The following is a 23,821-nucleotide window of genomic DNA, read 5'->3' on the forward strand; positions in this document are numbered from 1 at the left end:
GGGCTCGGTGGTCGGCTCGCCGGTGTCGGTGTGGTGTTCGGTGAGGATGTCGTGGAGTACGCGGCGGACCGCCAGGCGTATCGCCGCGACCGCAGGATGGGGACCCATGTCCGGTGCCCTTCGTGAAGGAGTGGGGGATGCGGAGGTTCACGAAGCCTTCGGCCTGCATGGCGGCGAGGCCGATGCGGGGGAGGTCGCCGCTCTTGCGGTAGACGACGAAGCGGGGTTCCCAGCGGGGGCGGAACTTGGCGTTGAACTTGTAGAGGGACTCGATCTGGAACCAGCGGGAGAGGAAGACGAGGAGCCCGCGCCAGACGCGGAGGACGGGGCCGGCGCCGATCTTCTCGCCGCGGGCGAGGGCGGAGCGGAACATGGCGAAGTTGAGGGAGACGCGGGTGATGCCGAGGCGGGGGGATTCCTGGAGGGCGGCGACGATGAGGAGCTCGTTCATGCCGGGGTCGGCGCTGCGGTCGCGGCGCATGAGTTCGAGGGACATGCCGTCGGTGCCCCAGGGGACGAAGTGGATGACGGCTTTGAGGTCGCCGTAGGGGGAGTGGGGGTCGGCGGGGTCGGTCTTGTGGGCGGTGGCTATGACGGCGTCTCCGTCGCCGGGGTCGCCGATGCGGCCGAGGGCCATGGAGAAGCCGCGTTCGGTGTCGGTGCCGCGCCAGTCGGCGGCGGCTTGCCGGATGTGTGCGAGTTCGCTGTCGGTGAGGTCGCGGACGCGGCGGACTTTGGTGGTGTAGCCGTTGCGTTCGATGCGCTTGACCATCTGGCGGACGTTGCGCATGGCGCGGCCGGTGAGGGAGAAGTCGGGGACGTCGACGATGGCTTCGTCGCCGAGTTCGAGGGCGTCGAGGCCGGTCTCGCGGGTCCAGACCTCGCCGCCGGTTTCTGAGCAGCCCATGACGGCGGGGGTCCAGGAGTGGGCTTTCGCCTCGTCCATGAAGCGTTCGATGGCGCCGGGCCAGGCTTCGACGTCGCCGATGGGGTCGCCGCTGGCGAGCATGACGCCGGAGACGACGCGGTAGCAGACGGCGGCCTTGCCGCTGGGGGAGAAGACGACGCCCTTGTCGCGGCGGAGGGCGAAGTGGCCGAGGGAGTCGCGGGCGCCGTGTTTGTCGAGGAGGGCGCGGAGGCGGGTCTCGTCGTGTTCGGTGAGGCGGGCGGCGGGGTGCTCGGGGCGGAAGGTCAGGTAGATGGTGGTGAGGGCGGTGAGCATGCCGAGGGCGCCGAGGGAGTAGCCGACGGTCCAGTCGACGTCGCCGGTGTAGCCGATGGGGCCTTCGATGCCGAGGAGTCCGTAGAGGACGTGTTCGAGGCGGTCGGTGAGGCTGGGGTTGCCGATGATGCGGCGGGGGTGGGCGCTGACGATGACGAGGCCGAGGGCGAGGGAGCCGGCTCCCATGAGGACGAAGTTGGCGAGGGCGCGCCAGCGGCTTCGGGGGTCGGGGAGGGCGGCGAATTCACTCCGGTGGCGCAGCAGGAGTGCGAGGAGTGTGAGGGAGAGCAGGGCGCCGAGGACGGAGTGGCGCCAGACGAACTGGGCGGCGGCGCCGAGGGGGAGGAGGACGACGGCGGCTCGCCAGGCGCGGCGTTTGTGTCGCTTGAGGCCGTGGGCGAGGAGGAGGAGCAGGACTCCGGCGCTGAGGGAGAGTGCGGCGGAGAGGGGGCCGAGGGTGCCGGGGAGGACTTCGGCGACGGCGTGCATGCGGCTGGCGCGGAAGCGTGGGAAGACGCCTGCGGCGATGTCGATGAGGCCGATGAGTGTGCAGGCCGTTCCGACGAGGGTGGGGACCTTCTCGGGGCGTGGTCCCTGGAGAATCCGGCGTACGCGAACCGGAACCGATCCTGATTTGTCCCCATCTACCGTGACAGACATCGCTTCCCGTGCTTCCCGTGGCTTCGCGAGGATTCTTGGATCCGGCGGGCCGAGCGGATCGTGCGGCGGGCCTGCCGGAGGGCATTGCGCCTTCTAGGACGGCACCGTGGGGCGGTGGGTTCACTCACGCACAGGAAATTCTCACGGAAGAAGCTCGAAGGACTCATGGGTCTCACCAGCAACGTTGTCCTGGCGCTTGCGGTCGTGCTGGCCGTCGCGCTGTTCGCCGCCACGGTGTGGCTGTGGCCGCGGCTGGCCGGTGGCGGTGGGCGGGCGGTGCTGGGGAGGGTCGGTCTGCTGGTCGCGACGCAGGTGGCGCTGTTCGCCTCGGTCGGTCTGGCGGCGAACAATTCGTTCCTGTTCTACGGCTCCTGGGCGGACCTGTTCGGGCAGGAGCAGGATCTGGGTGTGGTCGTGGATCACTCGGCCGGCTCCAGGGACGTCAAGGTTCTGGGGACGCAGCCGGTGGACGTTCCGGGTGGGGACCGTCCGTCGGTGGGCGGGCAGATACAGAAGGTGGTGATAGCGGGTGAGAAGTCGGGGATCGATTCTCCCGCGTACGTGTATCTGCCGCCGGAGTACTTCCAGCCGCGGTACGCGCGGAGCACGTTCCCGGCCGCGGTGGTGCTGACGGGGTATCCGGGTACGGCGGAGAACCTGTTGAAGGGGTTGCGGTATCCGCGGACGGCCTTCCAGCAGGCGAAGGAGGGGCGGATGCAGCCGATGGTGCTGGTGATGCTGCGTCCGACGGTGGCGCCGCCGCGGGACACGGAGTGTGTGGACGTGCCGGGTGGGCCGCGGACGGAGACGTTCTTCGCGGAGGACCTGCCGAAGGCGGTGTCGGAGACGTACCGGGTGGGGACGAAGCCGCGGAACTGGGGGTTCATGGGGAACTCGACCGGTGGGTACTGCGCGTTGAAGATCGCGTTGCATCATCCGGACCGGTTCTCGGCGGGTGCGGGTTTCTCGGCGTACTACCGGGCGGCGGAGGACGTGACGACGGGGGATCTGTTCCACGGGGACGCGGCGGCGCGCCGGCGGGCCGATCTGCTGTGGAGTCTGGATCACGTGAAGCAGGGGCGGTCGTCGTTCCTGGTGACGACGTCGAAGCAGGGTGAGGGGAACCTGAAGGGGACGCGGGAGTTCATCGCGAAGGTGCGGAGTCCGGCGCGGGTCTCCTCGATCACGCTGGACAGCGGGGGGCACAACTTCAACACGTGGAACCGGGAGATTCCGCCGGGTCTGGTGTGGATGAGCGGGCGGCTCAGCGCGAACTGAGGGTGTCTCCGGTGGTGTCCGTTCCGGTGGGGGTGCCGGCGGGGGTGGTCCGCTCGCCGGTGGTGCCGGCGGGGTTGGTCCGCTCGCCGGTGGGGCGGGCGGCGAGGCCGCGGAGGACGTCGAGGCGGCGATGTTCGCGATCTGCCGCTCGTACGGGCTCGACCGGTGCGAGCCGACGGTGACGTTCACGCTGCTGATGACGGGGCTGCGGTCGGCGGCGGTGCAGGTGGTCGCCACGGCGACGATCGCGGCGATGGTCGGCCAGGGCGGCCTGGGCCGGATCATCACCGCCGGGTTCAACACGTACGACACCCCTCAGGTGGTCGCGGGCGCGCTGCTCGTGGCCGTGCTCGCCCTCCTGGTGGAGGCGGTGCTGGTGGGGGCGGACCGACTGCTCGGCCGCAGGACGCTGTGACGACGGACCGATGGACGACACGAATGGAATGGGTGATCTCGTGAGCAGGACCTCGCGCATCGCGGGTGCGGTACTGGGCGTGGCGGCGCTGACCGTCTCGCTCGCCGCGTGCGGCGGCGACAGCCTGGAGGAGGGCAGGGCGGGCGGTTCCGGCGGGAGCACGGGCGGCTCGGGGAAGAAGGGGTCGCTGGTCGTCGGGGCGGCGGCGTTCACCGAGTCGAAGGTGCTGGCGGAGCTGTACGCGCAGGTGCTGGGCGACGCCGGGTACGCGGCGAGCATCACGACGGTGAAGAACCGTGAGCTGTACGAGCCGTCGCTGGAGAAGGGCGAGATCGACGTCGTCCCGGAATACGCGGCGACGATCGCGGAATTCCTCAATGCCCGGGTGAACGGTCCGAAGGCGCCCGAGGAGAAGCCGGTCGCCTCGGGTGACGCGGCTGCCACGGTGGCGGAGCTGAAGAAGCTCGCCGAGCCGCGTGGACTGAAGGTGCTGGCGGTCGGGGAGGCGGTCGACCAGAACGCCTTCGCGGTGTCGAAGGAATTCGCCGGGAAGAACAAGTTGACGACGCTTTCGGATCTCGGCCGGGCGAAGCTGAAGGTCAGGATCGCGGCGGGTGACGAATGCGAGATCCGGCCTTTCTGCGCACCGGGTCTGAAGAAGGTCTACGGGATCGACGTCGCCGGGATCGACCCCAAGGGCGTGGGGACGCCGCAGTCGAAGCAGGCGGTCAAGGACGGGGTGGACCAGCTGGTGCTGACCACCACGACGGACGCGACGATCGAGAGCTTCGGGCTGGTGTTCCTGGCCGACGACAAGAAGCTCCAGAATGCCGACAACGTGCTGCCGGTCGTGAATGCGAAGGATGCCGGATCTCCGGAGATAGCCGCCGCGCTGGACAAGATCACCAAGGTGCTGACGACGGCTGATCTGGCCGAACTCAACCGCAAGGTGGACGCGGAGCGGGCGAAGCCGGCGGACGTCGCGAAGGCCTATCTGGAGTCGAAGGGGCTGATCGGGAAGTAGCGTTCCGGTGGGGGGAGTCGGTCCGGCCCCGAGCGGGTTCGGGGCCGGGGGCGAGAAGTGGCCAAGAGATTGCCGGACCGACCCCCCACACGGCGCCTACGCACGGTAAATTTCAGGCCATGCCACGTGGACGCCACCGCCATTCACCTCCTCTGCACAAGCTTCTGCCGCCCTCCGCGGTAGCCGGGGCTGCGGCCGTGTGTGCCGCGGGCGCCTGGCTGCTCGCGGATCCGGTGGCGRTGCGGGTGCTCGTCGCGGCCGCGGCGGCCGCCGCGGTCACCGGCGCCGTCATGATGCGCAGTTGGGACCGAAGCGCCGGCCGGCAGGTCGCCGAGCTGATCCGGGCGCGGACCGCGGACGAGTGGAAGACCGAGGAGCGGATAGCCGAGCTCGAGTCCGACATCGAGGAGTCGCGCGAACTGCGCGCCCGGCTCGACAAGAAGCTGCGCGCCAAGCGGGTCGAGCTGGCCGGGCTGCGCGGCGAGCACGCCGAGCTGCTGCGCCGGTACGCCACCGCGGAGACGGAGCGGGCCAGCGCCCTGGAGGGACGCCGCCAGCTCGCCCTGGAGGCGTCCTCCCCCGCGAAGGAGCTGCCGGCAGCCGGGTCCACGCCGACGCCGGACGCCTACCGCCAGGCCGCCGAGGCCCTGCGCAGCCTCTCCCGCAACGCCGCCGCCCAGCAGGCCCGCCGCACCGCGGAGGCGGCCCGCAGCCGCGATCTGGCGGAGCGCGCCCGGGAGACGGAGGAGCCGCAGGGGAAGCACGCGGCGGTCGCCGGGACCGAGCGGCACGCTCGTCCGTCGATCGCCGCCGTACCTCCCGTACGGGCGATCCCGGCCGCCGCGGCCATCGTCCCCTACGCCGCTCGCCGGCCCGCCCCGCGCCCCGAGGGCGGCTTCGACTTCTTCGGCATGCAGAAGGCGACGGCCGCGATCGAGGCGGTCCAGGACACCGACCTCGCGGACGTGGTGGGTGAGGAGGTCCTCGCCGACGCCGCCCCCCGCCCGCCCGAGAAGCGGGCCATCGGCCATGTCATCGACCTGACCGCGCACGACGAGACCGAGCAGATCGACGTGGTGGAGCTGCGAGGAGCGGTCAACTCGTGAGCCTGCGGACCGCCGCCCTGGGCGCCGACGAGGCGCACGGGCTGCGGGACGAGCTGATCGCCCTGTGCGCCCAGGCCTTCTGCGGCGCTCCCTGGCACGAGCCCCCGCGCGGCGCCCTGCGGACCGTGGAACGGCTCCTCGGCCGGACCGGAGCCCAGGGCTTCCGCTGGGTCGCGGCGTTCGACGGCGGCACCCTTCCGGCGGACGGCGGCATCCTTCCGGCGCGGGCGGGTGCGCCCGGCGGGACGACGCCCGCCGCCGCTCCCGGCCCGGAAGGCGTCGGGGGCGCGCTCGCCGGCTTCGCGGCCGGCTGGTCCGACCACGCCCTGTCCGGCGCCGACGACACCTTCGAACTCGCCGAACTCGTCGTCGCACCCGCCTACCAGGGCCGCGGTCTGGGCCGCGCCCTGCACGACGCCCTGCTGGACCGGGCGCCCGCGCCGCGCCTGCTGATGACCCTCGACGTGCCGGAGCTGCGCGACCGCTACGTCCGCTGGGGCTGGCGCGTGGTCGAGCGGAGGCTGCCGGAGAAGGACCCGCGGCCCTTCGTCGTCATGCGGCACGGCTGACGCCCCCGCACCGCGCCCCGGACGGCGGCGCCCCTACTTGTCGATGTCCCCGACCACGAAGAACAGCGAGCCGAGGATCGCGACCATGTCGGCGACCAGCGTGCCGGGCAGCAGCTCGGTCAGCGCCTGGATGTTGTTGAACGACGCCGAGCGCAGCTTGAGCCGGTACGGCGTCTTCTCGCCCTTGGACACCAGGTAGTAGCCGTTGACGCCGAGCGGGTTCTCCGTCCAGGCGTACGTGTGGCCCTCCGGCGCCTTGAGGACCTTCGGCAGCCGCTGGTTGATCGGCCCCGGCGCGAGCTCGGCCATCCGGTCGAGACAGGCGTCTGCGAGGTCCAGGGAGTTGTGGGTCTGCTCCAGCAGGCACTCGAAGCGGGCGAGGCAGTCGCCCTCCTCGCGGGTGACGACCCGCAGGGTGTCCTGGAGCTCCGCGTAGGCCAGGTAGGGCTCGTCGCGGCGCAGGTCGAAGTCGACGCCGGAGGCGCGGGCGATGGGCCCGGTGACGCCGTAGGCGTGGGCGGCGTCCCGCCCGAGCACGCCGACGTCGCGGGTGCGGCCGCGGAAGATCTCGTTGCCGAGGACGAGCTTGTCGTACACGTCCATCCGCGAACGGACGTCGGCGACGGCCTGCCCGGCCCGGCCGAGCCAGCCGGCCGGCAGGTCCTCCTTGAGGCCGCCGACCCGGTTGAACATGTAGTGCATCCGGCCGCCGGAGACCTCCTCCATCACGGCCTGGAGCTCCTCGCGCTCCCGGAAGGCGTGGAAGACCGGCGTGATGCCGCCCAGTTCCAGGGGGTACGAGCCGAGGAACATCAGGTGGTTCAGCACCCGGTTCAGCTCGGCGAGCAGCGTGCGGGTCCACACGGCACGCTCGGGGACCTCCATGCCGAGCATCCGCTCGACGGCCATGACGACACCGAGCTCGTTGGAGAAGGCCGACAGCCAGTCGTGGCGGTTGGCGAGCATGATGATCTGGCGGTAGTCGCGCGCCTCGAAGAGCTTCTCGGCGCCGCGGTGCATGTAGCCGATCACGGGCTCGGCCTGCCGGATGACCTCGCCGTCCAGGACGAGCCGGAGGCGGAGCACCCCATGGGTCGAGGGATGCTGCGGTCCGATGTTCAGCACCATGTCGGTGCTCTCAGCCGCCCCGCCGATTCCGACCGTCGTCTCCGTCATGGGGACAGTATCCCTGCACCGCGCGCCCGCCGTCGGGGGTGTCCACCGTCCGCCGCCCGGGCCGTGGACTGGCCGGCGGCCCCGGTCTCCTCAGGCGGCCCGGTCCGGCCCGGCCGGGACGCTCCGGGTCAGCCACAGGAAGTCCCCGAGGCCGCCCCGGGAGGTGAGTTCGGCCGCCTCGCCCGCCGCGGCGAGCGCCCGCACGTAGGCGGCGGGGTCGCTCGACGCCAGGGACAGCGGCGGCCGGCCGCCGGCCACCCCCAGCCGTCCCAGCGCCTCCCGCTGGGTGCGAAGCTCCCCGCCGGCCGCGGCGCACGCGTCCATCGCCACGTGCGCCGTCACGTCGCACGAACCGTCCGGCACCGGCGCCACCTCGCGCCCGGCCCGGAAGCCCGTCAGCGTCCCGAAGGGCGGCCGGGCCGCCCGCAGGTGCCCGTAGTCCACCGCCACCGCCGTCCCCGCCGCCAGGGCGTCCACCGCGTCCGCCCACGCCTCGTCCCGGGGCCGTCCGATCTCCGCGCGCTCGCCCGGCTCCCGCAGCGGCCACCACCGCTCCAGCCACCGCGCGTCCGGGCCCGTCACCGGGTCGCCCGGCCGTTCCGTGCCGTCGTCCCGCACCTCCACGTAGCGGACGGCTCCGGACGCGTCGACCTGCGCGACGTCCACCGGCACGTTGTCGAGCCACTCGTTGGCGAAGAGCAGCCCGCGCAGCCCCCGGGGCACCCGGTCCGTCCACACCACGCGCGGGTCGAGGCCCTCGGGACGGGCGGCGCGCTCCACGCCGTACGGCCGCACCGTGAGCCCGGACGGCACCGAGGCCAGCACCCCCGTCAGCAGCTCCCCGCGCCCGGCCCCCACATCGACCAGCGCGACCTCGTCCGTCCCCAGCTCCGCGGCCACCTCCGTCAGCAGCCGGGCGACGGCCCGGGCGAAGAGCGGGGAGGCGTGCACGGAGGTGCGGAAGTGCCCGGCCGGGCCCTCGGGCCGCAGATAGAAGCCATCGGGTCCGTACAGCGCCCGCTCGGTGGCCTCGCGCCACCGCAGCCACCCCTCGCGCTCCCGGCGCTGACACGTCTCATCCGTCACAGGCCCCAGTCTCCACCTTGCGGAGTACGGTCCTCACGCCAAGGATCGACCCCACGGTTGACCCCTGCACCTATCCGCCTTCCCTACGCTGGGTCACGTGCAGCGCCTCTACGACTTCATCCGCAGACACCCGACGGGCGTCGACACCTTCTGGGCCGTCGTCCTGTTCGGGTTCTCCCTGCTGTGGGTGGGTTCGACCTACCCGGCGGTGGACCATCCCGCCGCGTACGGGGTCGTCGCCGCGCTGCTGTGCCTGGTCGTCGCCCTGCGGCGGCGGGCGCCCGAGAAGATGCTGGTGCTCACGGTCGTCCTGGGCGTCGCCCAGCTCGCCTTCGGGCTGAAGCCGTTCTTCGCCGACTTCGCGATGCTCGTGATCATCTACACCGTCGCCGCGCACGACGGGCCGCGATGGGCGTCCCGGCTGGCGCTGGCGGGCGGTCTGAGCGCCGCGACGCTCTCCCAGGTGCGCTGGCCGGAGCAGGAGGACCTCGACTCCACCGCGGCCCGCGTCTTCTTCACGGTCATCATGACCGTGCCGTTCGTCCTCGCCTGGGTGCTCGGGGACTCCCTGCGCACCCGCCGCGCCTACTTCGCGCAGCTGGAGGAGCGGGCCTCGCGCCTGGAGCAGGAACGCGAGGCACAGGCCAAGGTGGCCGTCGCGGCCGAGCGTGCCCGGATCGCCCGCGAACTGCACGACGTCGTCGCCCACAACGTCTCGGTGATGGTGGTGCAGGCCGACGGCGCCGCCTACGTCCTGGACGCCTCGCCCGACCAGGCCAAGCAGGCCCTGGAGACCATCTCCTCCACCGGCCGCCAGGCGCTGGCCGAGATGCGCAGGCTGCTCGGCATCCTGCGCACCGGCGAGCACCAGGAGGCGGGGGAGTACGTGCCCCAGCCCGACGTCGAGCAGATCGAGGACCTCGTCGAGACGGTCCGCGGCGCGGGCCTCACGGTCGACTTCCGGGTCGAGGGGACCCCGCGCCCGCTGCCCAGCGGCGTGGAGCTCACCGCGTACCGGATCGTCCAGGAGGCGCTGACCAACACCCGCAAGCACGGCGGCCCGGACGCCGGCGCGAGTGTCCGCCTGGTGTACTTCGACGACGGTCTCGGGCTGCTCGTCGAGGACGACGGGCGGGGCGCGACCCACGAGATGTACGAGGACGGGGGCGCCGACGGCCGGGGCCACGGCCTGATCGGCATGCGCGAGCGGGTCGGCATGGTCGGCGGCACCCTGGACGCGGGGCCGCGTCCCGGGGGCGGCTTCCGCATCAGCGCCCTGCTCCCCCTCAAGCCCGCCCACTAGGGGGTGTCCTGCCGACCGACAGGACACCCCGGACCGCCGCCCCTAAGGAACCCACATGTCCATCCGCGTGATGCTCGTCGACGACCAGGTGCTGCTGCGCACCGGCTTCCGCATGGTGCTCGCCGCCCAGCCGGACATGGAGGTCGTGGCCGAGGCGGGCGACGGCGTGGAGGCGCTGGCCGCGCTGCGCTCCACGGCCGTGGACGTGGTGCTGATGGACGTCCGGATGCCGAAGCTCGACGGGGTCGAGACGACGCGGCGGATCTGTGCGCAGCCCGACGCCCCCAAGGTGCTGATCCTGACCACCTTCGACCTGGACGAGTACGCCTTCTCCGGGCTGAAGGCGGGGGCGAGCGGCTTCATGCTGAAGGACGTGCCGCCGGCCGAGCTGCTCGGCGCGATCCGGTCCGTGCACAGCGGGGACGCGGTCGTGGCCCCCTCGACCACCCGCCGGCTGCTCGACCGTTTCTCGCCGATGCTGCCGACGACGGGCAAGGACCCCGAGCACAAGGAGATCGACCGGCTCACCGACCGGGAGCGCGAGGTGATGCTGCTGGTCGCGCAGGGGCTGTCGAACGGGGAGATCGCGGCCCGGCTGGTGCTGTCGGAGGCCACCGTGAAGACCCACGTCGGCCGGATCCTCACCAAGCTGGACCTGCGCGACCGGGTGCAGGTCGTGGTCCTGGCGTACGAGACCGGCCTGGTGCGGGCGGGCGGCACCGGCCGGTCCTAGCGCCGGTCAGGAGTCCCGGCCGGCACCCGCCGGGCCCGAGGTGCGCACCGGCCGGTCGAGGTGGGAGAGGAAGGCCGCGACCGCCTCGCGGACGTCGTCACCGGTCCAGTCGAGGCCCGGTCCGGCCACCGTCACCTCGGTCGCCGCCACTCCCGGCGGCCCGCCCGCGCCGGGGGAGAACCAGCGGCGGAACAGGACGGTGCCGGAGGTCTCGGCCAGCGCGACCGACGCCGCCGTCAGGGTCTCGGGGTCGTGGGGGAGCCAGACCTGGAACTGGTGGGTGTGCGGGGTCCCGGGGTGGATCCGGAACCACGGCACCCCCGCCTCCTCGAAGCCCGCCCGCAGCCCGTCCGCGACCGTCCGGGCGTGCGCCACGTACGAGGGGAGCCTCGGCAGCTCGACGGCCAGGCCGTGCAGTGCGGCCAGGGCCGTCGGGAACTGCTGGAAGACCAGGCCGCCGTAGCGGTGGAGCCACACCCGGGCCTCCTCGACCAGGTCCTCGGGGCCGGCGAGGGCGGCTCCCGAGATCCCGTCCAGGGACTTGTAGAAGGACACGTACACGCTGTCCGCGAGCCCCGCGATCTCGGGCAGCGTCCGCCCGAAGTGAGGGGCGCACTCCCACAGGCGTGCGCCGTCGACGTGCACCACTGCGTCACGTTCGCGGGCCGCGTCCACGACGTCGACCAGTTCGTCCCAGGTCGGCAGCACGAAGCCGGCGTCCCGCAGGGGCAGCTCCAGCATCAGCGTGCCGAACGGCTCCGGGTGGTCGCGGACCTCCTGCGCCGTGGGCAGCCGCGGCTCGCGCGTGGGGTGGACGGTGCGCAGTCCCGTGAGCGCGCCGAGCGCCCCGTCCTCGTGGACCTCCGGATGGGCCAGCGGATGCAGGGCGACGACGTCGCTGCCCGTGCGGCCGGCCCAGCAGCGCAGTGCGACCTGCTGGGCCATGGTGCCGGTCGGGAAGAAGACGGCCGAGGGGAAGCCCAGCAGCTCGGCCACCCGCCGCTCCAGCTCGGCGACCGGTCCGCCGCCGTAGGTGTCGACCAGTTCGTGCGGATCGGTGAAGGCGTGCCCCCGGCGGGCGAGTTCCGCCAGCTCGTCCAGGCGTTCGCCGACCGTCCGCTCCACCGGTGTGTCCCAGAGCCTGCGGCTCGCGCCGGACCACGCGGCGGCCCTGCGCCGACGCTCGTCCTGCTCCGGCTCGTTCGTCTCGTCCGTCTCGTCCACCTCATCCATGAACCGATCATCACACCGTCACCCACACCCTGTGGACAGGCCACGAGCACGCGCGAAACGCTGGCGTAGCATGACCAGAAATCGTCCGGTACCCACCGCGGACTGGAACGGAAGGCCGTAGCCGCGTGAACCAACCAGCAGAACCCCGAGCCGAGGACCGACCCGCACGACTCGCCGTCGGCGTCGTGGGAGCGGGCCGGGTGGGGCCGGCACTGGCCGCCTCCCTCAAGCTGGCCGGGCACCGTCCCGTCGCCGTGTCCGCGGTCTCCGACGCCTCCCTGCGCAGGGCCGCGTCGCTGCTGCCGGACGTGCCGGTCGTCCCGCCCGCCCAGGTGCTCGCCCGCGCCGACCTCGTCCTGCTGACCGTTCCCGACGACGCCCTGCCGGGCCTCGTCGAGGGCCTCGCCGAGACCGGGGCCGTACGGCCCGGACAGCTCCTGGTGCACACCTCCGGGCGGTACGGGGTGCAGGTCCTGGACCCGGCGCGCCGCGCCGGCGCGCTGCCGCTGGCCCTGCATCCGGCGATGACCTTCACCGGGACCTCCGTCGACATCCAGCGGCTGGCCGGCTGCTCGTTCGGCGTCACCGCGCCCGTGGAGCTGCGGCTGGCCGCCGAGGCGCTGGTCATCGAGATGGGCGGCGAGCCCGAATGGATCGAGGAGGAGGCCCGCCCGCTCTACCACGCGGCCCTCGCCCTGGGCGCGAACCACCTGGTCACGCTGGTCGCCCAGGCCATGGACCTGCTGCGCACGGCCGGGGTCTCCGCCCCCGACCGGATGCTCGGCCCGCTCCTCGGCGCCGCCCTGGACAACGCCCTGCGGTCCGGCGACGCGGCACTCACCGGCCCGGTCGCCCGCGGTGACGCCGGCACGGTCGCCGCGCACGTTGCCGAACTGCGCAAGCACGCCCCCGGGACCGTCTCCGGCTATCTCGCGATGGCCCGCAGCACCGCCGACCGGGCGCTCGCACACGGCCTGCTCAAGCCCGAACTGGCCGAGGACCTGCTGGACGTGCTCGCCGAGGGGGAAGCCCGATGAAGACCACCCCGTCCACGGCGCCGGGCGCCGCCGCGCCGGCCCCCGCGGCCCCGGCGGCGTTGGCTCCCGTCCGCACCGCCGACGCCCTGCACGCGCTGCCGGGCCCCGGCCGGCGCGCCGTCGTCATGACCATGGGCGCCCTCCACGAGGGGCACGCCACGCTCGTCCGGACGGCCCGTGAGCACGTCGGGCCCGACGGGTTCGTCGTCGTCACCGTCTTCGTCAACCCGCTCCAGTTCGGGGCCGGCGAGGACCTCGACCGGTATCCGCGGACCCTCGACGCCGACCTGGAGGTCGCCCGCGCGGCCGGGGCCGACGCCGTCTTCGCCCCCTCCGTCGACGAGGTCTACCCCGGCGGCGAGCCGCAGGTGCGGATCACCGCGGGCCCCATGGGCGAGCGCCTCGAAGGAGCCTCCCGGCCCGGTCACTTCGACGGGATGCTCACCGTCGTCGCCAAGCTGCTCCACCTCACGCGCCCCGACGTGGCCTTCTTCGGCCAGAAGGACGCCCAGCAGCTGGCCCTGATCCGCCGGATGGCCCGCGACCTGAACTTCCCGGTCGACATCGTCGGCGTCCCGACCGTCCGCGAGGCCGACGGCCTGGCCCTGTCCAGCCGCAACCGCTACCTCTCGGCCGCCGAGCGCCGTACGGCCCTGGCCCTGTCCCGGGCCCTGTTCGCCGCCGGCGACCGGCTCGCCGCCCAGCAGGCGCTGCGCGCCCGTGCCGCCTCGCTGCCCGCCTCGGAGACCCGTGCCGAGGCGCTGTCCAAGCTCGGTGAGGCCCGGGCCGCGGCCGACGCGCACGCCGTCGCCCAGGCGACCGAGGGCGGCGGCGCCGACGCCGTACGGGCCGCGGCCCGCGCCGTCCTCGACGACGCGGCCAAGACGGAGCCCCCGCTGACCCTCGACTACCTGGCCCTCGTCGACCCGGCCGACTTCACCGACGTCGGCGACGACCACGACGGCGAGGCGATCCTGGCCGTCGCCGCGCGCGTGGGCGCCACGCGGCTGATCGACAACATCCCGCTGACCTTCGGAGCCCCCAAGTGACCGGAATACGGCTGCACGCGCCCGCCCCGGGCTGGTCCATCGACGCCGACGTCGTCGTGGTCGGCTCCGGAGTGGCGGGCCTGACCGCCGCCCTGCGCTGCACCGCCGCCGGACTGCGCACGGTCGTCGTCACCAAGGCCCGCCTGGACGACGGTTCCACCCGCTGGGCCCAGGGCGGCATCGCCGCGGCGCTCGGCGAGGGCGACACCCCCGAGCAGCACCTGGACGACACCCTGGTCGCCGGAGCGGGTCTGTGCGACGAGGACGCGGTCAGGCTCCTGGTCACCGAAGGCCCCGACGCCGTCCGCCGGCTGATCGCCACCGGCGCCGACTTCGACAAGACCGCCGACGGCACGATCGCGCTGACCCGCGAGGGCGGGCACCACCGGCGCCGGATCGCGCACGCGGGCGGCGACGCCACCGGCGCCGAGATCTCCCGGGCCCTCGTCGAGGCGGTGCGCGCCGACGCCGTGCGCACCATCGAGAACGCCCTCGTCCTGGACCTCCTGACGGACGCCGAGGGCCGCACGGCCGGCGTCACCCTGCACGTCATGGGCGAGGGCCAGCATGACGGCGTCGGTGCCGTCCACGCCCCGGCCGTGGTCCTCGCCACCGGCGGCATGGGCCAGGTCTTCTCGGCGACCACCAACCCGGCCGTCTCCACCGGTGACGGCGTCGCGCTCGCGCTGCGCGCCGGCGCCGAGGTCTCCGACCTGGAGTTCGTCCAGTTCCACCCCACCGTGCTCTTCCTGGGCGCCGACTCCGAGGGCCAGCAGCCGCTGGTCTCCGAGGCGGTACGCGGCGAGGGCGCGCACCTCGTCGACGCGGACGGCGTCCGCTTCATGCTCGGACAGCACGAGCTGGCCGAGCTGGCCCCCCGCGACATCGTCGCCAAGGCGATCATGCGCCGGATGCAGGAGCAGGGCGCCGAGCACATGTACCTCGACGCCCGCCACTTCGGCGCAGAGATGTGGGAGAACCGCTTCCCCACGATCCTGGCCGCCTGCCGCGCCCACGGCATCGACCCCGTATCCGAGCCGATCCCGGTCGCCCCGGCGGCCCACTACGCCTCCGGCGGCGTGCGCACGGACCTGCGGGGCCGCACCACCGTCCCGGGCCTGTACGCGTGCGGCGAGGTGGCCTGCACGGGCGTCCACGGCGCCAACCGGCTGGCCTCGAACTCGCTCCTGGAGGGGCTGGTCTTCGCCGAGCGCATCGCCGACGAGGTCACGGCCCTGGCGTCCCGGACCGCGGGCGTCCCGGCCCCGCACGCCTCGCCGGTGACCCTCCCGCTGCCCGACCCGGGCGCCCGCACCAGGATCCAGCGGATCATGACGCACGGGGCCGGGGTGCTGCGATCGGCTCGGAGCCTGGCGACCGCGGCCGCGGGCCTGGACGCGCTGCACGCCGAGGCGGTCGCCGCGGCCACCGGGGAGCACGACGAGCACAAGGCGTCCGAGCCGGGCGTCGAGTCCTGGGAGACGACCAACCTGCTGTGCGTCGCCCGGGTACTGGTCGCCGCGGCCCGTCGACGCGAGGAGACCCGGGGCTGCCACTGGCGCGAGGACCACCCGGAGCGCGACGACGCGGCCTGGCGCCGGCACCTGGTCGTGCGCCTCGAACCGGACCGGACGCTGGACCTCCGCACCACCGAGACCCATGACTTTCCCCCCACCGCCGACGACGCCCCCAGGGAGCTGTAAACCGTGAGCACGCCCAGCACGCCCGAAGAAGCCCGCCCGCAGCCCGTGGACGTGCCCCTCATCCAGATCGGCGCCCCGGGCACGGCCTCGGCGGACGCCGGCGGCTGCGGTGACGGCTGCGGCTGCGCCGACGACGAGGTGTACGAGTGCGGCCTCGACCCGGCCCTCGCCCAGCTGCTCGCCGACGCCGGTCTCGACCCCGTGCAGGTCGAGGACATCGCCCACCTGGCGATCGAGGAGGACCTCGACGGCGGGGTGGACGTGACCACCGTCGCGACCGTGCCCGAGGACGCCGTGGCCACCGCCGACTTCACCGCGCGCGAGGCGGGCGTCGTGGCCGGCCTGCGGGTCGCCGAGGCGATCCTGTCCATCGTCTGCACGGAGACCTTCGAGGTCGAGCGGCACGTGGAGGACGGCGAGCGGGTCGAGGCGGGCCAGAAGCTGCTCTCGGTCACCACCCGCACCCGCGACCTGCTCACCGGCGAGCGCAGCGCGCTGAACCTCCTGTGCCGCCTGTCCGGCATCGCCACCGCCACCCGCGCCTGGGCGGACGTCCTGGAGGGCACCAAGGCCCGGGTCCGCGACACCCGCAAGACCACCCCGGGCCTGCGCGCCCTGGAGAAGTACGCGGTGCGCTGCGGCGGCGGCGTCAACCACCGCATGTCGCTCTCCGACGCCGCCCTGGTCAAGGACAACCACGTGGTGGCCGCCGGCGGCGTCGCCGAGGCGTTCAAGGCCGTGCGCGAGCTGTTCCCCGAGCTGCCGATCGAGGTCGAGGTCGACACCCTGCACCAGGTCCGCGAGGTCCTGGACGCCGGCGCCGACCTGATCCTGCTGGACAACTTCACCCCGCTGGAGACCGAGGAGGCCGTCGCGCTGGTCGCGGGCCGTGCCGCCCTGGAGTCCTCCGGCCGCCTCACGCTGGAGAACGCCGCGGCCTACGCGGCGACCGGCGTGGACTACCTCGCGGTGGGCGGGCTCACCCACTCGTCCCCGATCCTCGACATCGGCCTCGACCTGCGGGACGCCTCCGAGGCGGCTGTCTGATGCTCCTCACCATCGACGTCGGCAACACGCACACCGTCCTCGGCCTGTTCGACGGCGAGGAGATCGTCGAGCACTGGCGGATCTCGACGGATCCGAGCCGCACGGCCGACGAGATGGCGGTCCTGCTGCAGGGCCTGATGGGCATGCACCCGCTGCTCGGGATGGAGCTCGGCGACGGCATCGAGGGGATCTCGATCTGCGCGACGGTCCCGTCGGTCCTGCACGAGCTGCGTGAGGTGACGCGCCGCTACTACGGCGACGTGCCCGCCGTCCTGGTGGAGCCGGGCGTGAAGACCGGCGTCCCGATCCTCACGGACAACCCCAAGGAGGTCGGCGCGGACCGGATCATCAACGCCGTCGGAGCCGTCGAGCTCTACGGCGGCCCGGCGATCGTGGTCGACTTCGGCACGGCGACGACCTACGACGCGATCACCGCGCGCGGCGAGTACGCGGGCGGCGCCATCGCGCCGGGCATCGAGATCTCGGTCGAGGCGCTCGGCGTCCGCGGCGCGATGCTCCGCAAGATCGAGCTGGCCCGGCCGCGCAGCGTGATCGGCAAGAACACCGTCGAGGCGATGCAGTCGGGCATCGTCTACGGCTACGCGGGACAGGTCGACGGTGTGGTGTCCCGGATGAAGCGCGAGCTCGTGGGGCGCGACGGCGACCCCTCGGACGTCACGGTGATCGCGACGGGCGGTCTGGCCCCGATGGTCCTGGCCGACGCCAAGGAGATCGACGAGCACGAGCCGTGGCTGACCCTGATCGGCCTACGCCTGGTCTACGAGCGGAACGTCTCCCGCATGTAGGTCCTGCCGGACACCCCCGCCCCGGGCGCGGGCCGGGTCGTCCCGCCCGGCTCTCCGGGCGGACGGTGCTCCGGTCCGGGGAGCACCCTGCCGAGGACACGAGCGGGGCGACGGCCACCGGCCGCCGCCCCGCTCCCGTCTTCCCGGCCACCGCCCGGACGGCGCCGCTCGCGGGCCCCGGTCGCTCCGCCGGCCGGGCCGGCTCCGCGCCGCGCCCGAAGTGATCAATAAGACAGAAATTGTCCGATTAGCGCGTATCGTCACCCCATGCCCACGCCATACGGATCCCGCGGCGGCATGGTGTTCAGTGCGGACGAGCTGCGTGTGCTCCGACGCGCCCTCGCCACCGCCCTCAACCCTGCCCCCCTCCAGGACGAGGACGTCCGGGACTGCCTGCGTCTCGCCGAATCCGTGGACGAGGCGGTCCGCGAGGCGGATCGGCTGCGCGCCTTCCTCCTCGCCGACCTGGCCCGCTACCGCGAGGCCCTGCCCGGCTCCCTCGCCGGCTACCTGGAGCTGCTCCAGGACGCCCTCGCGGCCGGCCACGAACCCGGCGTCGACGATCTCGCCGCCCTGCGCGCCCTGCGCGCCAACCCGCGCGCCGCCGCACTCCTGGCGCGCTGCCAGGTGATCGCGGAGCGCTCGGTGCGCGCCCGGCTGGCCCGCGTCTCCCAGGTGGGCGCGCGTACGGCCCCCGCGCCCCGCACCCGGCTGCTCGCGCTGCCCGGCGGGCGCGCCGCCGACCAGCCCAAGCCGAGCCCGAGCGGCCCCAAGCCGCCGCCGCCCGGCGAACGTCCGGTGCCCAAGCCCTCCGAGGTGTTCCCGCCGCGCAGACGGCCCGTACCCCCGCCCCCGCCCGAGGAGCGCGTCGCCGGATAGGGCCGACCCGTGACGGGCGGCGGACCGGCGCGCGGCGTCGGACGCCCGCCGGGGACGGCGGGACGGCCCTTGGCTACTCTGGACGCCATGGACTACGTATCCGCGCTCCTGCCCCCCGTCGTGATGGCCGCGTTCTTCATCGGCCTCGTCGTCACGATCGTCAAGAGCCAGGGCGGCCCCAACAAGGCCAAGGAGGACGCGGCCGTGGACGCCGCCCTCGCCCGTGCCGAGACCGCCCGCCAGGCGGACGGCGGCGCGACCGCCTCGTAGGACCCCTCTCGACCCCCGGACGTACGGCCGATTTCAGGCCGTACGTCCTTTTTGTTGCGTCTGTTGCGTTTCCGGCCGCAATAGGTGACCCATTCCCGGCGTCGCGCACTAGGGTGGCCCTGTGCCCCGCCAATTGGGAGAGCTGGAAGACGCCGTCATGACGCGCGTCTGGCAATGGAACCGTCCGGTGACCGTCCGGGAAGTCCTGGAGGATCTCCAGCAGGAACGGTCCATCGCCTACACCACCGTCATGACCGTTATGGACAATCTCCATCAGAAGGGCTGGGTGCGCAGGGAAGTCGACGGGCGCGCCTATCGATATACCGCGGTCTCCACCCGCGCCGCCTACTCGGCCGCGCTGATGAACGAAGCCTGGTCGCAGAGCGACAACCCCGCCGCCGCCCTGGTCGCCTTCTTCGGCATGATGTCGCCCGAACAGCGCGAGGCGCTCGGCGACGCGATCCGCGTCGTCGGCTACAACGCCCCCGAGGCCGCCGCGCCACCGGCGGAGGGCGCCGGTGGGACGGGGCCCGAAGGGCGATAGCGTCCCCCCATGCAGTCCTCCGTGCCCGCTTCCGCACCCGCCCCGAAAACCGTCACCGTACGCCGGGCCCGCACCGGCGACGTCGCCGCCGTCCGCCGGCTCGTCGACCCGTACGTGGGGCGCGGCATCCTGCTCGACAAAGCGACCGTGACGCTTTACGAGGACATCCAGGAGTTCTGGGTCGCCGAACGCGACGAGGACGGAGTGGTGGTCGGCTGCGGCGCACTCCACGTGATGTGGGAAGACCTTGCCGAAGTGCGTACTCTCGCGGTCGATCCCGAGTTCAAGGGCGCCGGAGTGGGGCATCTCGTGCTCGACAAGTTGCTGCACACCGCCCGATGGCTCGGGGTGCGCCGGGTATTCTGCCTGACCTTCGAAGTCGACTTCTTCGCGAAGCACGGCTTCGTCGAGATCGGGGAGACTCCGGTCGACGGAGATGTCTACAGCGAGCTCCTGCGTTCCTATGACGAGGGTGTCGCCGAGTTCCTGGGTCTCGAACGAGTGAAGCCGAACACCTTGGGTAACAGCCGGATGCTTCTGCACCTGTGACCGTAACGAACGTCCGGAACCCTATGTCCGAATCGCGCATGTTTCCCGCGTTGCCGGGCTTCTGAACCTCTGCCGGGGGTTTGTGTTTTTCCGGGAAAAGCGGTTTCCTTTCCGCGTACTGCATTTTCGATGAAAGGAAATCCGGTGGCACAGAAGGTTCAGGTCCTTCTTGTCGATGACCTCGACGGTGTCGAGGCGGACGAGACCGTGACGTTCGCGCTGGACGGCAAGACCTACGAGATCGACCTCACCACCGCCAACGCGGACAAGCTCCGTGGCCTGCTCGAGCCGTACACCAAGAGCGGTCGGCGCACCGGTGGCCGCAGTGCCGGTACGCGTGGAAAGGGTCGTGTCGCCGCCGGCGGCAGCCCGGACACCGCGAAGATCCGCGCGTGGGCCAAGGAGAACGGTTACAACGTGAACGACCGCGGTCGCGTGCCCGCCGAGATCAAGGCGGCCTACGAGGACGCGAACCGCTGAGGCGCCAGCTGCTGAGCGGCCGGTTCGCCGGTGGCCGCGCTCAGCAGCCGCACCCGATGGCACTCCGCGGCCGCGGCGGCCACGAGACGCACGAGGCAGGGGGCGCCCGCACCGCCCCGTGCGGCGGCCTGCAGGGCCGGCAGGGAGGACTCCACCTCACGCCCGGGCTCCGGGGCCCGCAGCCACACCGCGGCGCCCGGTGCGCCGGGACCGCCCCATCCCGGGGGAACGGGGGCGGTCATCCGGCCGCCCGCGCCCAGCGCGGCGAGGTCCAGCGCGATCCCGCCCCACTCCAGCCAGTCGAGCAGCCCCGGCAGCTCCTCCGCGCTCCCCGCGGCCACCAGGAGCCGCATCCGCCGCCCCATGAGGGCCACCGGCCCGACGCCCGCTCCCGCCCTGCGCAGGACGGCGCGGCCGGCCGTGGCGGGCAGCTCCAGGACGTCGAAGCGCAGCCCCGTCACGAGCTGCACGGGCTGACCCGACCCGTGTGAGACGGCCCAGCCGAGCTCGTGCTCGTACCACCGCGCCACACCGCATGCGCGGGGCGAGCGGGGAGGAGGCGGAACGGTGAGGGCCATACCCGGGGAACGGTCGGCGCGGCGTTCTGGTTACGCCCGAGGTGACCCAGCGTCCTTGATCCGGTGCGCAGAGTGTCCATGATGGGGGCGTACGGGTGCATTCGAGAGCGCAAGGATGTTCGCCCGTAGCGGAGGGAACCGGGGTGTGCCGCATGGAGTGTCAGTCCTGACGGGTAAGACATTCCTAGTGGGAAGGGGCAACCCGCGGGCTTGGGCGTCTCACGTTCGCCATCGGCGTACAGATGGCACGGGTAACTGCTTGGCCTGCGGGAACATCGTCTCGCACCATCGGGTTGGAGCATTTGTCGGTTGTTCGGCAGCAGGTCTCCCCGCTTGAGAGGGGGTGATCCGGACGGATGTCGGCAGTTGGAATGAGCGGTCCCCGCTTGCGGGACTAAGCTGCGGAAGGACAGGGAGGGGATCGACCCCTAACTGACTGACCGCTCTGAGGAGCGATTAACGATGTTCGAGAGGTTCACCGACCGCGCGCGGCGGGTTGTCGTCCTGGCTCAGGAAGAAGCCCGGATGCTCAACCACAACTACATCGGCACCGAGCACATCCTCCTGGGCCTTATCCACGAGGGTGAGGGTGTCGCCGCTAAGGCCCTGGAGAGCCTCGGGATTTCGCTCGAGGCGGTCCGACAGCAGGTGGAGGAGATCATCGGTCAGGGCCAGCAGGCCCCGTCCGGGCACATCCCCTTCACCCCTCGTGCCAAGAAGGTCCTGGAGCTGTCGCTCCGCGAGGCCCTCCAGCTCGGCCACAACTACATCGGCACCGAGCACATCCTGCTCGGCCTGATCCGCGAGGGCGAGGGCGTCGCCGCCCAGGTCCTCGTGAAGCTGGGCGCCGATCTCAACCGGGTGCGGCAGCAGGTCATCCAGCTGCTCTCCGGCTACCAGGGCAAGGAAGCCGCCACCGCCGGCGGTCCTGCGGAGGGCACCCCCTCGACGTCCCTGGTCCTCGACCAGTTCGGCCGGAACCTCACCCAGGCCGCTCGTGAGTCCAAGCTCGACCCGGTCATCGGGCGCGAGAAGGAGATCGAGCGGGTCATGCAGGTGCTGTCCCGCCGTACGAAGAACAACCCGGTCCTCATCGGCGAGCCCGGCGTCGGCAAGACCGCCGTCGTCGAGGGCCTGGCGCAGGCCATCGTCAAGGGCGAGGTGCCCGAGACCCTCAAGGACAAGCACCTCTACACCCTCGACCTCGGCGCGCTGGTCGCCGGCTCCCGCTACCGCGGTGACTTCGAGGAGCGCCTGAAGAAGGTCCTCAAGGAGATCCGCACCCGCGGCGACATCATCCTGTTCATCGACGAGCTCCACACCCTCGTGGGTGCGGGTGCCGCCGAGGGCGCGATCGACGCCGCCAGCATCCTCAAGCCGATGCTGGCCCGCGGTGAGCTCCAGACCATCGGTGCCACCACGCTCGACGAGTACCGCAAGTACCTGGAGAAGGACGCCGCCCTCGAGCGCCGCTTCCAGCCCATCCAGGTCGCGGAGCCGTCGCTGCCGCACACGATCGAGATCCTCAAGGGTCTGCGCGACCGCTACGAGGCCCACCACCGGGTCTCCATCACGGACGAGGCCCTCGTCCAGGCCGCGACCCTGGCCGACCGGTACATCTCGGACCGCTTCCTCCCGGACAAGGCGATCGACCTGATCGACGAGGCCGGCTCCCGGATGCGCATCCGCCGGATGACCGCGCCGCCGGACCTCCGCGAGTTCGACGAGAAGATCGCCGGCGTCCGCCGGGACAAGGAGTCCGCGATCGACTCCCAGGACTTCGAGAAGGCGGCGTCTCTCCGTGACAAGGAGAAGCAGCTGCTGGCGGCGAAGGCCAAGCGGGAGAAGGAGTGGAAGGCCGGCGACATGGACGTCGTCGCCGAGGTCGACGGCGAGCTGATCGCCGAGGTCCTCGCGACCGCCACCGGCATCCCGGTCTTCAAGCTGACCGAGGAGGAGTCCTCGCGTCTGCTCCGCATGGAGGACGAGCTCCACAAGCGCGTCATCGGCCAGAAGGACGCCGTCCGCGGTCTCTCGAAGGCGATCCGCCGTACGCGGGCCGGCCTGAAGGACCCGAAGCGCCCCGGTGGCTCGTTCATCTTCGCCGGCCCGTCCGGTGTCGGTAAGACCGAGCTGTCCAAGGCGCTCGCCGAATTCCTCTTCGGCGACGAGGACGCGATGATCTCCCTCGACATGTCGGAGTTCAGCGAGAAGCACACGGTCTCCCGTCTCTTCGGTTCGCCCCCCGGATACGTGGGCTACGAAGAGGGCGGCCAGCTCACCGAGAAGGTGCGCCGCAAGCCGTTCTCCGTCGTCCTCTTCGACGAGGTCGAGAAGGCCCACCCCGATATCTTCAATTCCCTTCTCCAGATCCTGGAGGACGGTCGTCTGACCGACTCCCAGGGCCGGGTCGTGGACTTCAAGAACACGGTCATCATCATGACGACCAACCTCGGGACCCGGGACATCTCGAAGGGCTTCAACCTGGGCTTCGCCGCCCAGGGCGACACGAAGTCCAACTACGAGCGGATGAAGGCCAAGGTCAGCGACGAGCTGAAGCAGCACTTCCGCCCGGAGTTCCTGAACCGTGTGGACGACATCATCGTCTTCCCGCAGCTCACCCAGGACGACATCCTGCAGATCGTCGACCTGATGATCGGCCGGGTCGACGAGCGCCTGAAGGACCGGGACATGGGCATCGAGCTCTCCCAGTCCGCGAAGGACCTGCTCGCCAAGAAGGGTTACGACCCCGTTCTGGGTGCCCGTCCGCTGCGTCGGACCATCCAGCGTGAGATCGAGGACTCGCTGTCGGAGAAGATCCTCTTCGGCGAGCTGCGTCCCGGTCACATCGTGGTCGTGGACACCGAGGGCGAGGGTGAGGAGAAGAAGTTCACCTTCCGCGGCGAGGAGAAGTCGGCGCTGCCCGACGTCCCCCCGATCGAGCAGGCGACCGGCGGAGCCGGCCCCAACCTCTCGAAGGACGCGTGACGCCGCACTGAGCGGCTGACGGGGCTGCCCCGGCCCGTACGGAGACGTACGGGCCGGGGCAGCCCCTTTTTCCGTGGCGCCCGGTG

The 23,821-nt window shown here is 72.2% G+C and carries 21 protein-coding genes and 3 pseudogenes; 18 read left to right on the plus strand and 6 right to left on the minus strand.

The window, feature by feature from the left end; genetic code table 11:
• Positions 1-108, minus strand: a pseudogene (locus EAO71_RS20575) (tRNA lysidine(34) synthetase TilS); the annotation flags it as partial.
• A gap of 10 nt (positions 109-118) precedes the next feature.
• Positions 119-1,882: pseudogene (locus EAO71_RS20580) on the minus strand (phosphatidylglycerol lysyltransferase domain-containing protein); the annotation flags it as partial.
• Positions 1,883-2,047: 165 nt separating this feature from the next.
• Between EAO71_RS20580 and EAO71_RS20585 the strand changes: the two are divergent.
• The 5 genes and pseudogenes from EAO71_RS20585 to EAO71_RS20605 all read left to right on the plus strand — a co-directional run bounded on the left by EAO71_RS20585 (position 2,048) and on the right by EAO71_RS20605 (position 6,274).
• Complete coding sequence (locus EAO71_RS20585; RefSeq protein WP_147979040.1) at positions 2,048-3,160, plus strand: alpha/beta hydrolase; 1,113 nt, start codon at positions 2,048-2,050, stop codon at positions 3,158-3,160.
• A gap of 190 nt (positions 3,161-3,350) precedes the next feature.
• A pseudogene (locus tag EAO71_RS20590) lies at positions 3,351-3,575 on the plus strand (ABC transporter permease subunit); the annotation flags it as partial.
• A gap of 28 nt (positions 3,576-3,603) precedes the next feature.
• A complete protein-coding gene (locus EAO71_RS20595; RefSeq protein ID WP_399755471.1) occupies positions 3,604-4,599 on the plus strand; it encodes an ABC transporter substrate-binding protein in 996 nt (331 codons plus the stop codon).
• A 119-nt stretch (positions 4,600-4,718) separates the two neighbouring features.
• Complete coding sequence (locus tag EAO71_RS20600) at positions 4,719-5,705, plus strand: hypothetical protein (RefSeq protein WP_147979042.1); 987 nt, start codon at positions 4,719-4,721, stop codon at positions 5,703-5,705.
• Complete coding sequence (locus EAO71_RS20605) at positions 5,702-6,274, plus strand: GNAT family N-acetyltransferase (RefSeq protein ID WP_147979043.1); 573 nt, start codon at positions 5,702-5,704, stop codon at positions 6,272-6,274. Before EAO71_RS20600 ends, EAO71_RS20605 begins: the two co-directional genes overlap by 4 nt.
• 33 nt (positions 6,275-6,307) lie before the next feature.
• Here the strand turns inward: EAO71_RS20605 and EAO71_RS20610 are convergent, their stop codons facing one another.
• Both EAO71_RS20610 and EAO71_RS20615 read right to left on the minus strand, forming a co-directional pair.
• Complete coding sequence (locus EAO71_RS20610; RefSeq protein WP_147979044.1) at positions 6,308-7,450, minus strand: NADH-quinone oxidoreductase subunit D; 1,143 nt, start codon at positions 7,448-7,450, stop codon at positions 6,308-6,310.
• A gap of 90 nt (positions 7,451-7,540) precedes the next feature.
• On the minus strand, positions 7,541-8,536 hold the full coding sequence (locus tag EAO71_RS20615) for an SAM-dependent methyltransferase (protein ID WP_147979045.1): 996 nt from the start codon (positions 8,534-8,536) through the stop codon (positions 7,541-7,543).
• Positions 8,537-8,633: 97 nt separating this feature from the next.
• On the opposite strand from EAO71_RS20615, the gene EAO71_RS20620 reads away from it, so the two are divergent.
• Positions 8,634-9,839 carry a sensor histidine kinase gene (locus tag EAO71_RS20620; RefSeq protein ID WP_147979046.1) on the plus strand — a complete coding sequence of 402 codons (1,206 nt, stop codon included), beginning with the start codon at positions 8,634-8,636 and terminating at the stop codon, positions 9,837-9,839.
• A gap of 55 nt (positions 9,840-9,894) precedes the next feature.
• Positions 9,895-10,572, plus strand: a complete 678-nt coding sequence (locus EAO71_RS20625) for a response regulator transcription factor (RefSeq protein ID WP_147979047.1) — start codon at positions 9,895-9,897, stop codon at positions 10,570-10,572.
• A gap of 6 nt (positions 10,573-10,578) precedes the next feature.
• On the opposite strand, the gene EAO71_RS20630 is transcribed toward EAO71_RS20625, so the two are convergent.
• Positions 10,579-11,805 carry a threonine aldolase family protein gene (locus tag EAO71_RS20630; protein WP_147979048.1) on the minus strand — a complete coding sequence of 409 codons (1,227 nt, stop codon included), beginning with the start codon at positions 11,803-11,805 and terminating at the stop codon, positions 10,579-10,581.
• A gap of 125 nt (positions 11,806-11,930) precedes the next feature.
• On the opposite strand from EAO71_RS20630, the gene EAO71_RS20635 reads away from it, so the two are divergent.
• From EAO71_RS20635 to EAO71_RS20680, 10 genes are all read left to right on the plus strand, one after another.
• Positions 11,931-12,842: a Rossmann-like and DUF2520 domain-containing protein gene (locus EAO71_RS20635; protein ID WP_147979049.1), complete on the plus strand. Its 912-nt coding sequence runs from the start codon at positions 11,931-11,933 to the stop codon at positions 12,840-12,842.
• The gene (panC, locus tag EAO71_RS20640) at positions 12,839-13,891 is read left to right on the plus strand and encodes a pantoate--beta-alanine ligase (RefSeq protein WP_147979050.1); all 1,053 of its coding nucleotides are present in this window, start codon (positions 12,839-12,841) and stop codon (positions 13,889-13,891) included. Before EAO71_RS20635 ends, panC begins: the two co-directional genes overlap by 4 nt.
• A complete protein-coding gene (locus EAO71_RS20645; protein ID WP_147979051.1) occupies positions 13,888-15,594 on the plus strand; it encodes an L-aspartate oxidase in 1,707 nt (568 codons plus the stop codon). Before panC ends, EAO71_RS20645 begins: the two co-directional genes overlap by 4 nt.
• A gap of 3 nt (positions 15,595-15,597) precedes the next feature.
• Entirely contained in the window at positions 15,598-16,641 is a 1,044-nt protein-coding gene (gene nadC / locus EAO71_RS20650) for a carboxylating nicotinate-nucleotide diphosphorylase (RefSeq protein ID WP_147979052.1), read from the plus strand.
• A complete protein-coding gene (locus tag EAO71_RS20655; protein WP_147979053.1) occupies positions 16,641-17,447 on the plus strand; it encodes a type III pantothenate kinase in 807 nt (268 codons plus the stop codon). The genes nadC and EAO71_RS20655 overlap by 1 nt, the downstream gene beginning before the upstream one ends.
• Before the next feature lie 297 nt (positions 17,448-17,744).
• Positions 17,745-18,326, plus strand: a complete 582-nt coding sequence (locus tag EAO71_RS20660) for a hypothetical protein (RefSeq protein ID WP_187282768.1) — start codon at positions 17,745-17,747, stop codon at positions 18,324-18,326.
• Between the two features lie 87 nt (positions 18,327-18,413).
• Positions 18,414-18,596 (plus strand): hypothetical protein, encoded by a 183-nt coding sequence (locus EAO71_RS20665; RefSeq protein ID WP_147979055.1) that lies wholly within the window; start codon positions 18,414-18,416, stop codon positions 18,594-18,596.
• A 121-nt stretch (positions 18,597-18,717) separates the two neighbouring features.
• Complete coding sequence (locus EAO71_RS20670) at positions 18,718-19,140, plus strand: BlaI/MecI/CopY family transcriptional regulator (protein WP_147979056.1); 423 nt, start codon at positions 18,718-18,720, stop codon at positions 19,138-19,140.
• 9 nt (positions 19,141-19,149) lie between these two features.
• Positions 19,150-19,689 carry an amino-acid N-acetyltransferase gene (locus tag EAO71_RS20675; protein WP_147979057.1) on the plus strand — a complete coding sequence of 180 codons (540 nt, stop codon included), beginning with the start codon at positions 19,150-19,152 and terminating at the stop codon, positions 19,687-19,689.
• Between the two features lie 144 nt (positions 19,690-19,833).
• Positions 19,834-20,169: a histone-like nucleoid-structuring protein Lsr2 gene (locus tag EAO71_RS20680; RefSeq protein ID WP_147979058.1), complete on the plus strand. Its 336-nt coding sequence runs from the start codon at positions 19,834-19,836 to the stop codon at positions 20,167-20,169.
• On the opposite strand, the gene EAO71_RS20685 is transcribed toward EAO71_RS20680, so the two are convergent.
• Entirely contained in the window at positions 20,148-20,747 is a 600-nt protein-coding gene (locus EAO71_RS20685; protein ID WP_147979059.1) for an SCO3374 family protein, read from the minus strand. The two genes, EAO71_RS20680 and EAO71_RS20685, sit on opposite strands and share 22 nt — an antisense overlap.
• Positions 20,748-21,209: 462 nt before the next feature.
• Here EAO71_RS20685 and EAO71_RS20695 point away from each other — a divergent pair, with 462 nt between their 5' ends.
• Positions 21,210-23,735 carry an ATP-dependent Clp protease ATP-binding subunit gene (locus tag EAO71_RS20695; protein ID WP_147979060.1) on the plus strand — a complete coding sequence of 842 codons (2,526 nt, stop codon included), beginning with the start codon at positions 21,210-21,212 and terminating at the stop codon, positions 23,733-23,735.
• Positions 23,736-23,821: the final 86 nt, after the last annotated feature.

The organism is Streptomyces sp. MS191, assembly GCF_008042125.1.
Lineage (GTDB): Bacteria > Actinomycetota > Actinomycetes > Streptomycetales > Streptomycetaceae > Streptomyces.

Coding starts and splice junctions, on each gene's coding strand:
- EAO71_RS20585 (WP_147979040.1), top strand. CDS start 2,048: ATGGGTCTCACCAGCAACGTTGTCCTGGCGCTTGCGGTCGTGCTGGCC.
- EAO71_RS20595 (WP_399755471.1), top strand. CDS start 3,604: ATGGGTGATCTCGTGAGCAGGACCTCGCGCATCGCGGGTGCGGTACTG.
- EAO71_RS20610 (WP_147979044.1), bottom strand. CDS start 7,450: ATGACGGAGACGACGGTCGGAATCGGCGGGGCGGCTGAGAGCACCGAC.
- EAO71_RS20625 (WP_147979047.1), top strand. CDS start 9,895: ATGTCCATCCGCGTGATGCTCGTCGACGACCAGGTGCTGCTGCGCACC.
- EAO71_RS20630 (WP_147979048.1), bottom strand. CDS start 11,805: ATGGATGAGGTGGACGAGACGGACGAGACGAACGAGCCGGAGCAGGAC.
- panC (WP_147979050.1), top strand. CDS start 12,839: ATGAAGACCACCCCGTCCACGGCGCCGGGCGCCGCCGCGCCGGCCCCC.
- EAO71_RS20655 (WP_147979053.1), top strand. CDS start 16,641: ATGCTCCTCACCATCGACGTCGGCAACACGCACACCGTCCTCGGCCTG.
- EAO71_RS20660 (WP_187282768.1), top strand. CDS start 17,745: ATGGTGTTCAGTGCGGACGAGCTGCGTGTGCTCCGACGCGCCCTCGCC.
- EAO71_RS20665 (WP_147979055.1), top strand. CDS start 18,414: ATGGACTACGTATCCGCGCTCCTGCCCCCCGTCGTGATGGCCGCGTTC.
- EAO71_RS20675 (WP_147979057.1), top strand. CDS start 19,150: ATGCAGTCCTCCGTGCCCGCTTCCGCACCCGCCCCGAAAACCGTCACC.
- EAO71_RS20685 (WP_147979059.1), bottom strand. CDS start 20,747: ATGGCCCTCACCGTTCCGCCTCCTCCCCGCTCGCCCCGCGCATGCGGT.
- EAO71_RS20695 (WP_147979060.1), top strand. CDS start 21,210: ATGTTCGAGAGGTTCACCGACCGCGCGCGGCGGGTTGTCGTCCTGGCT.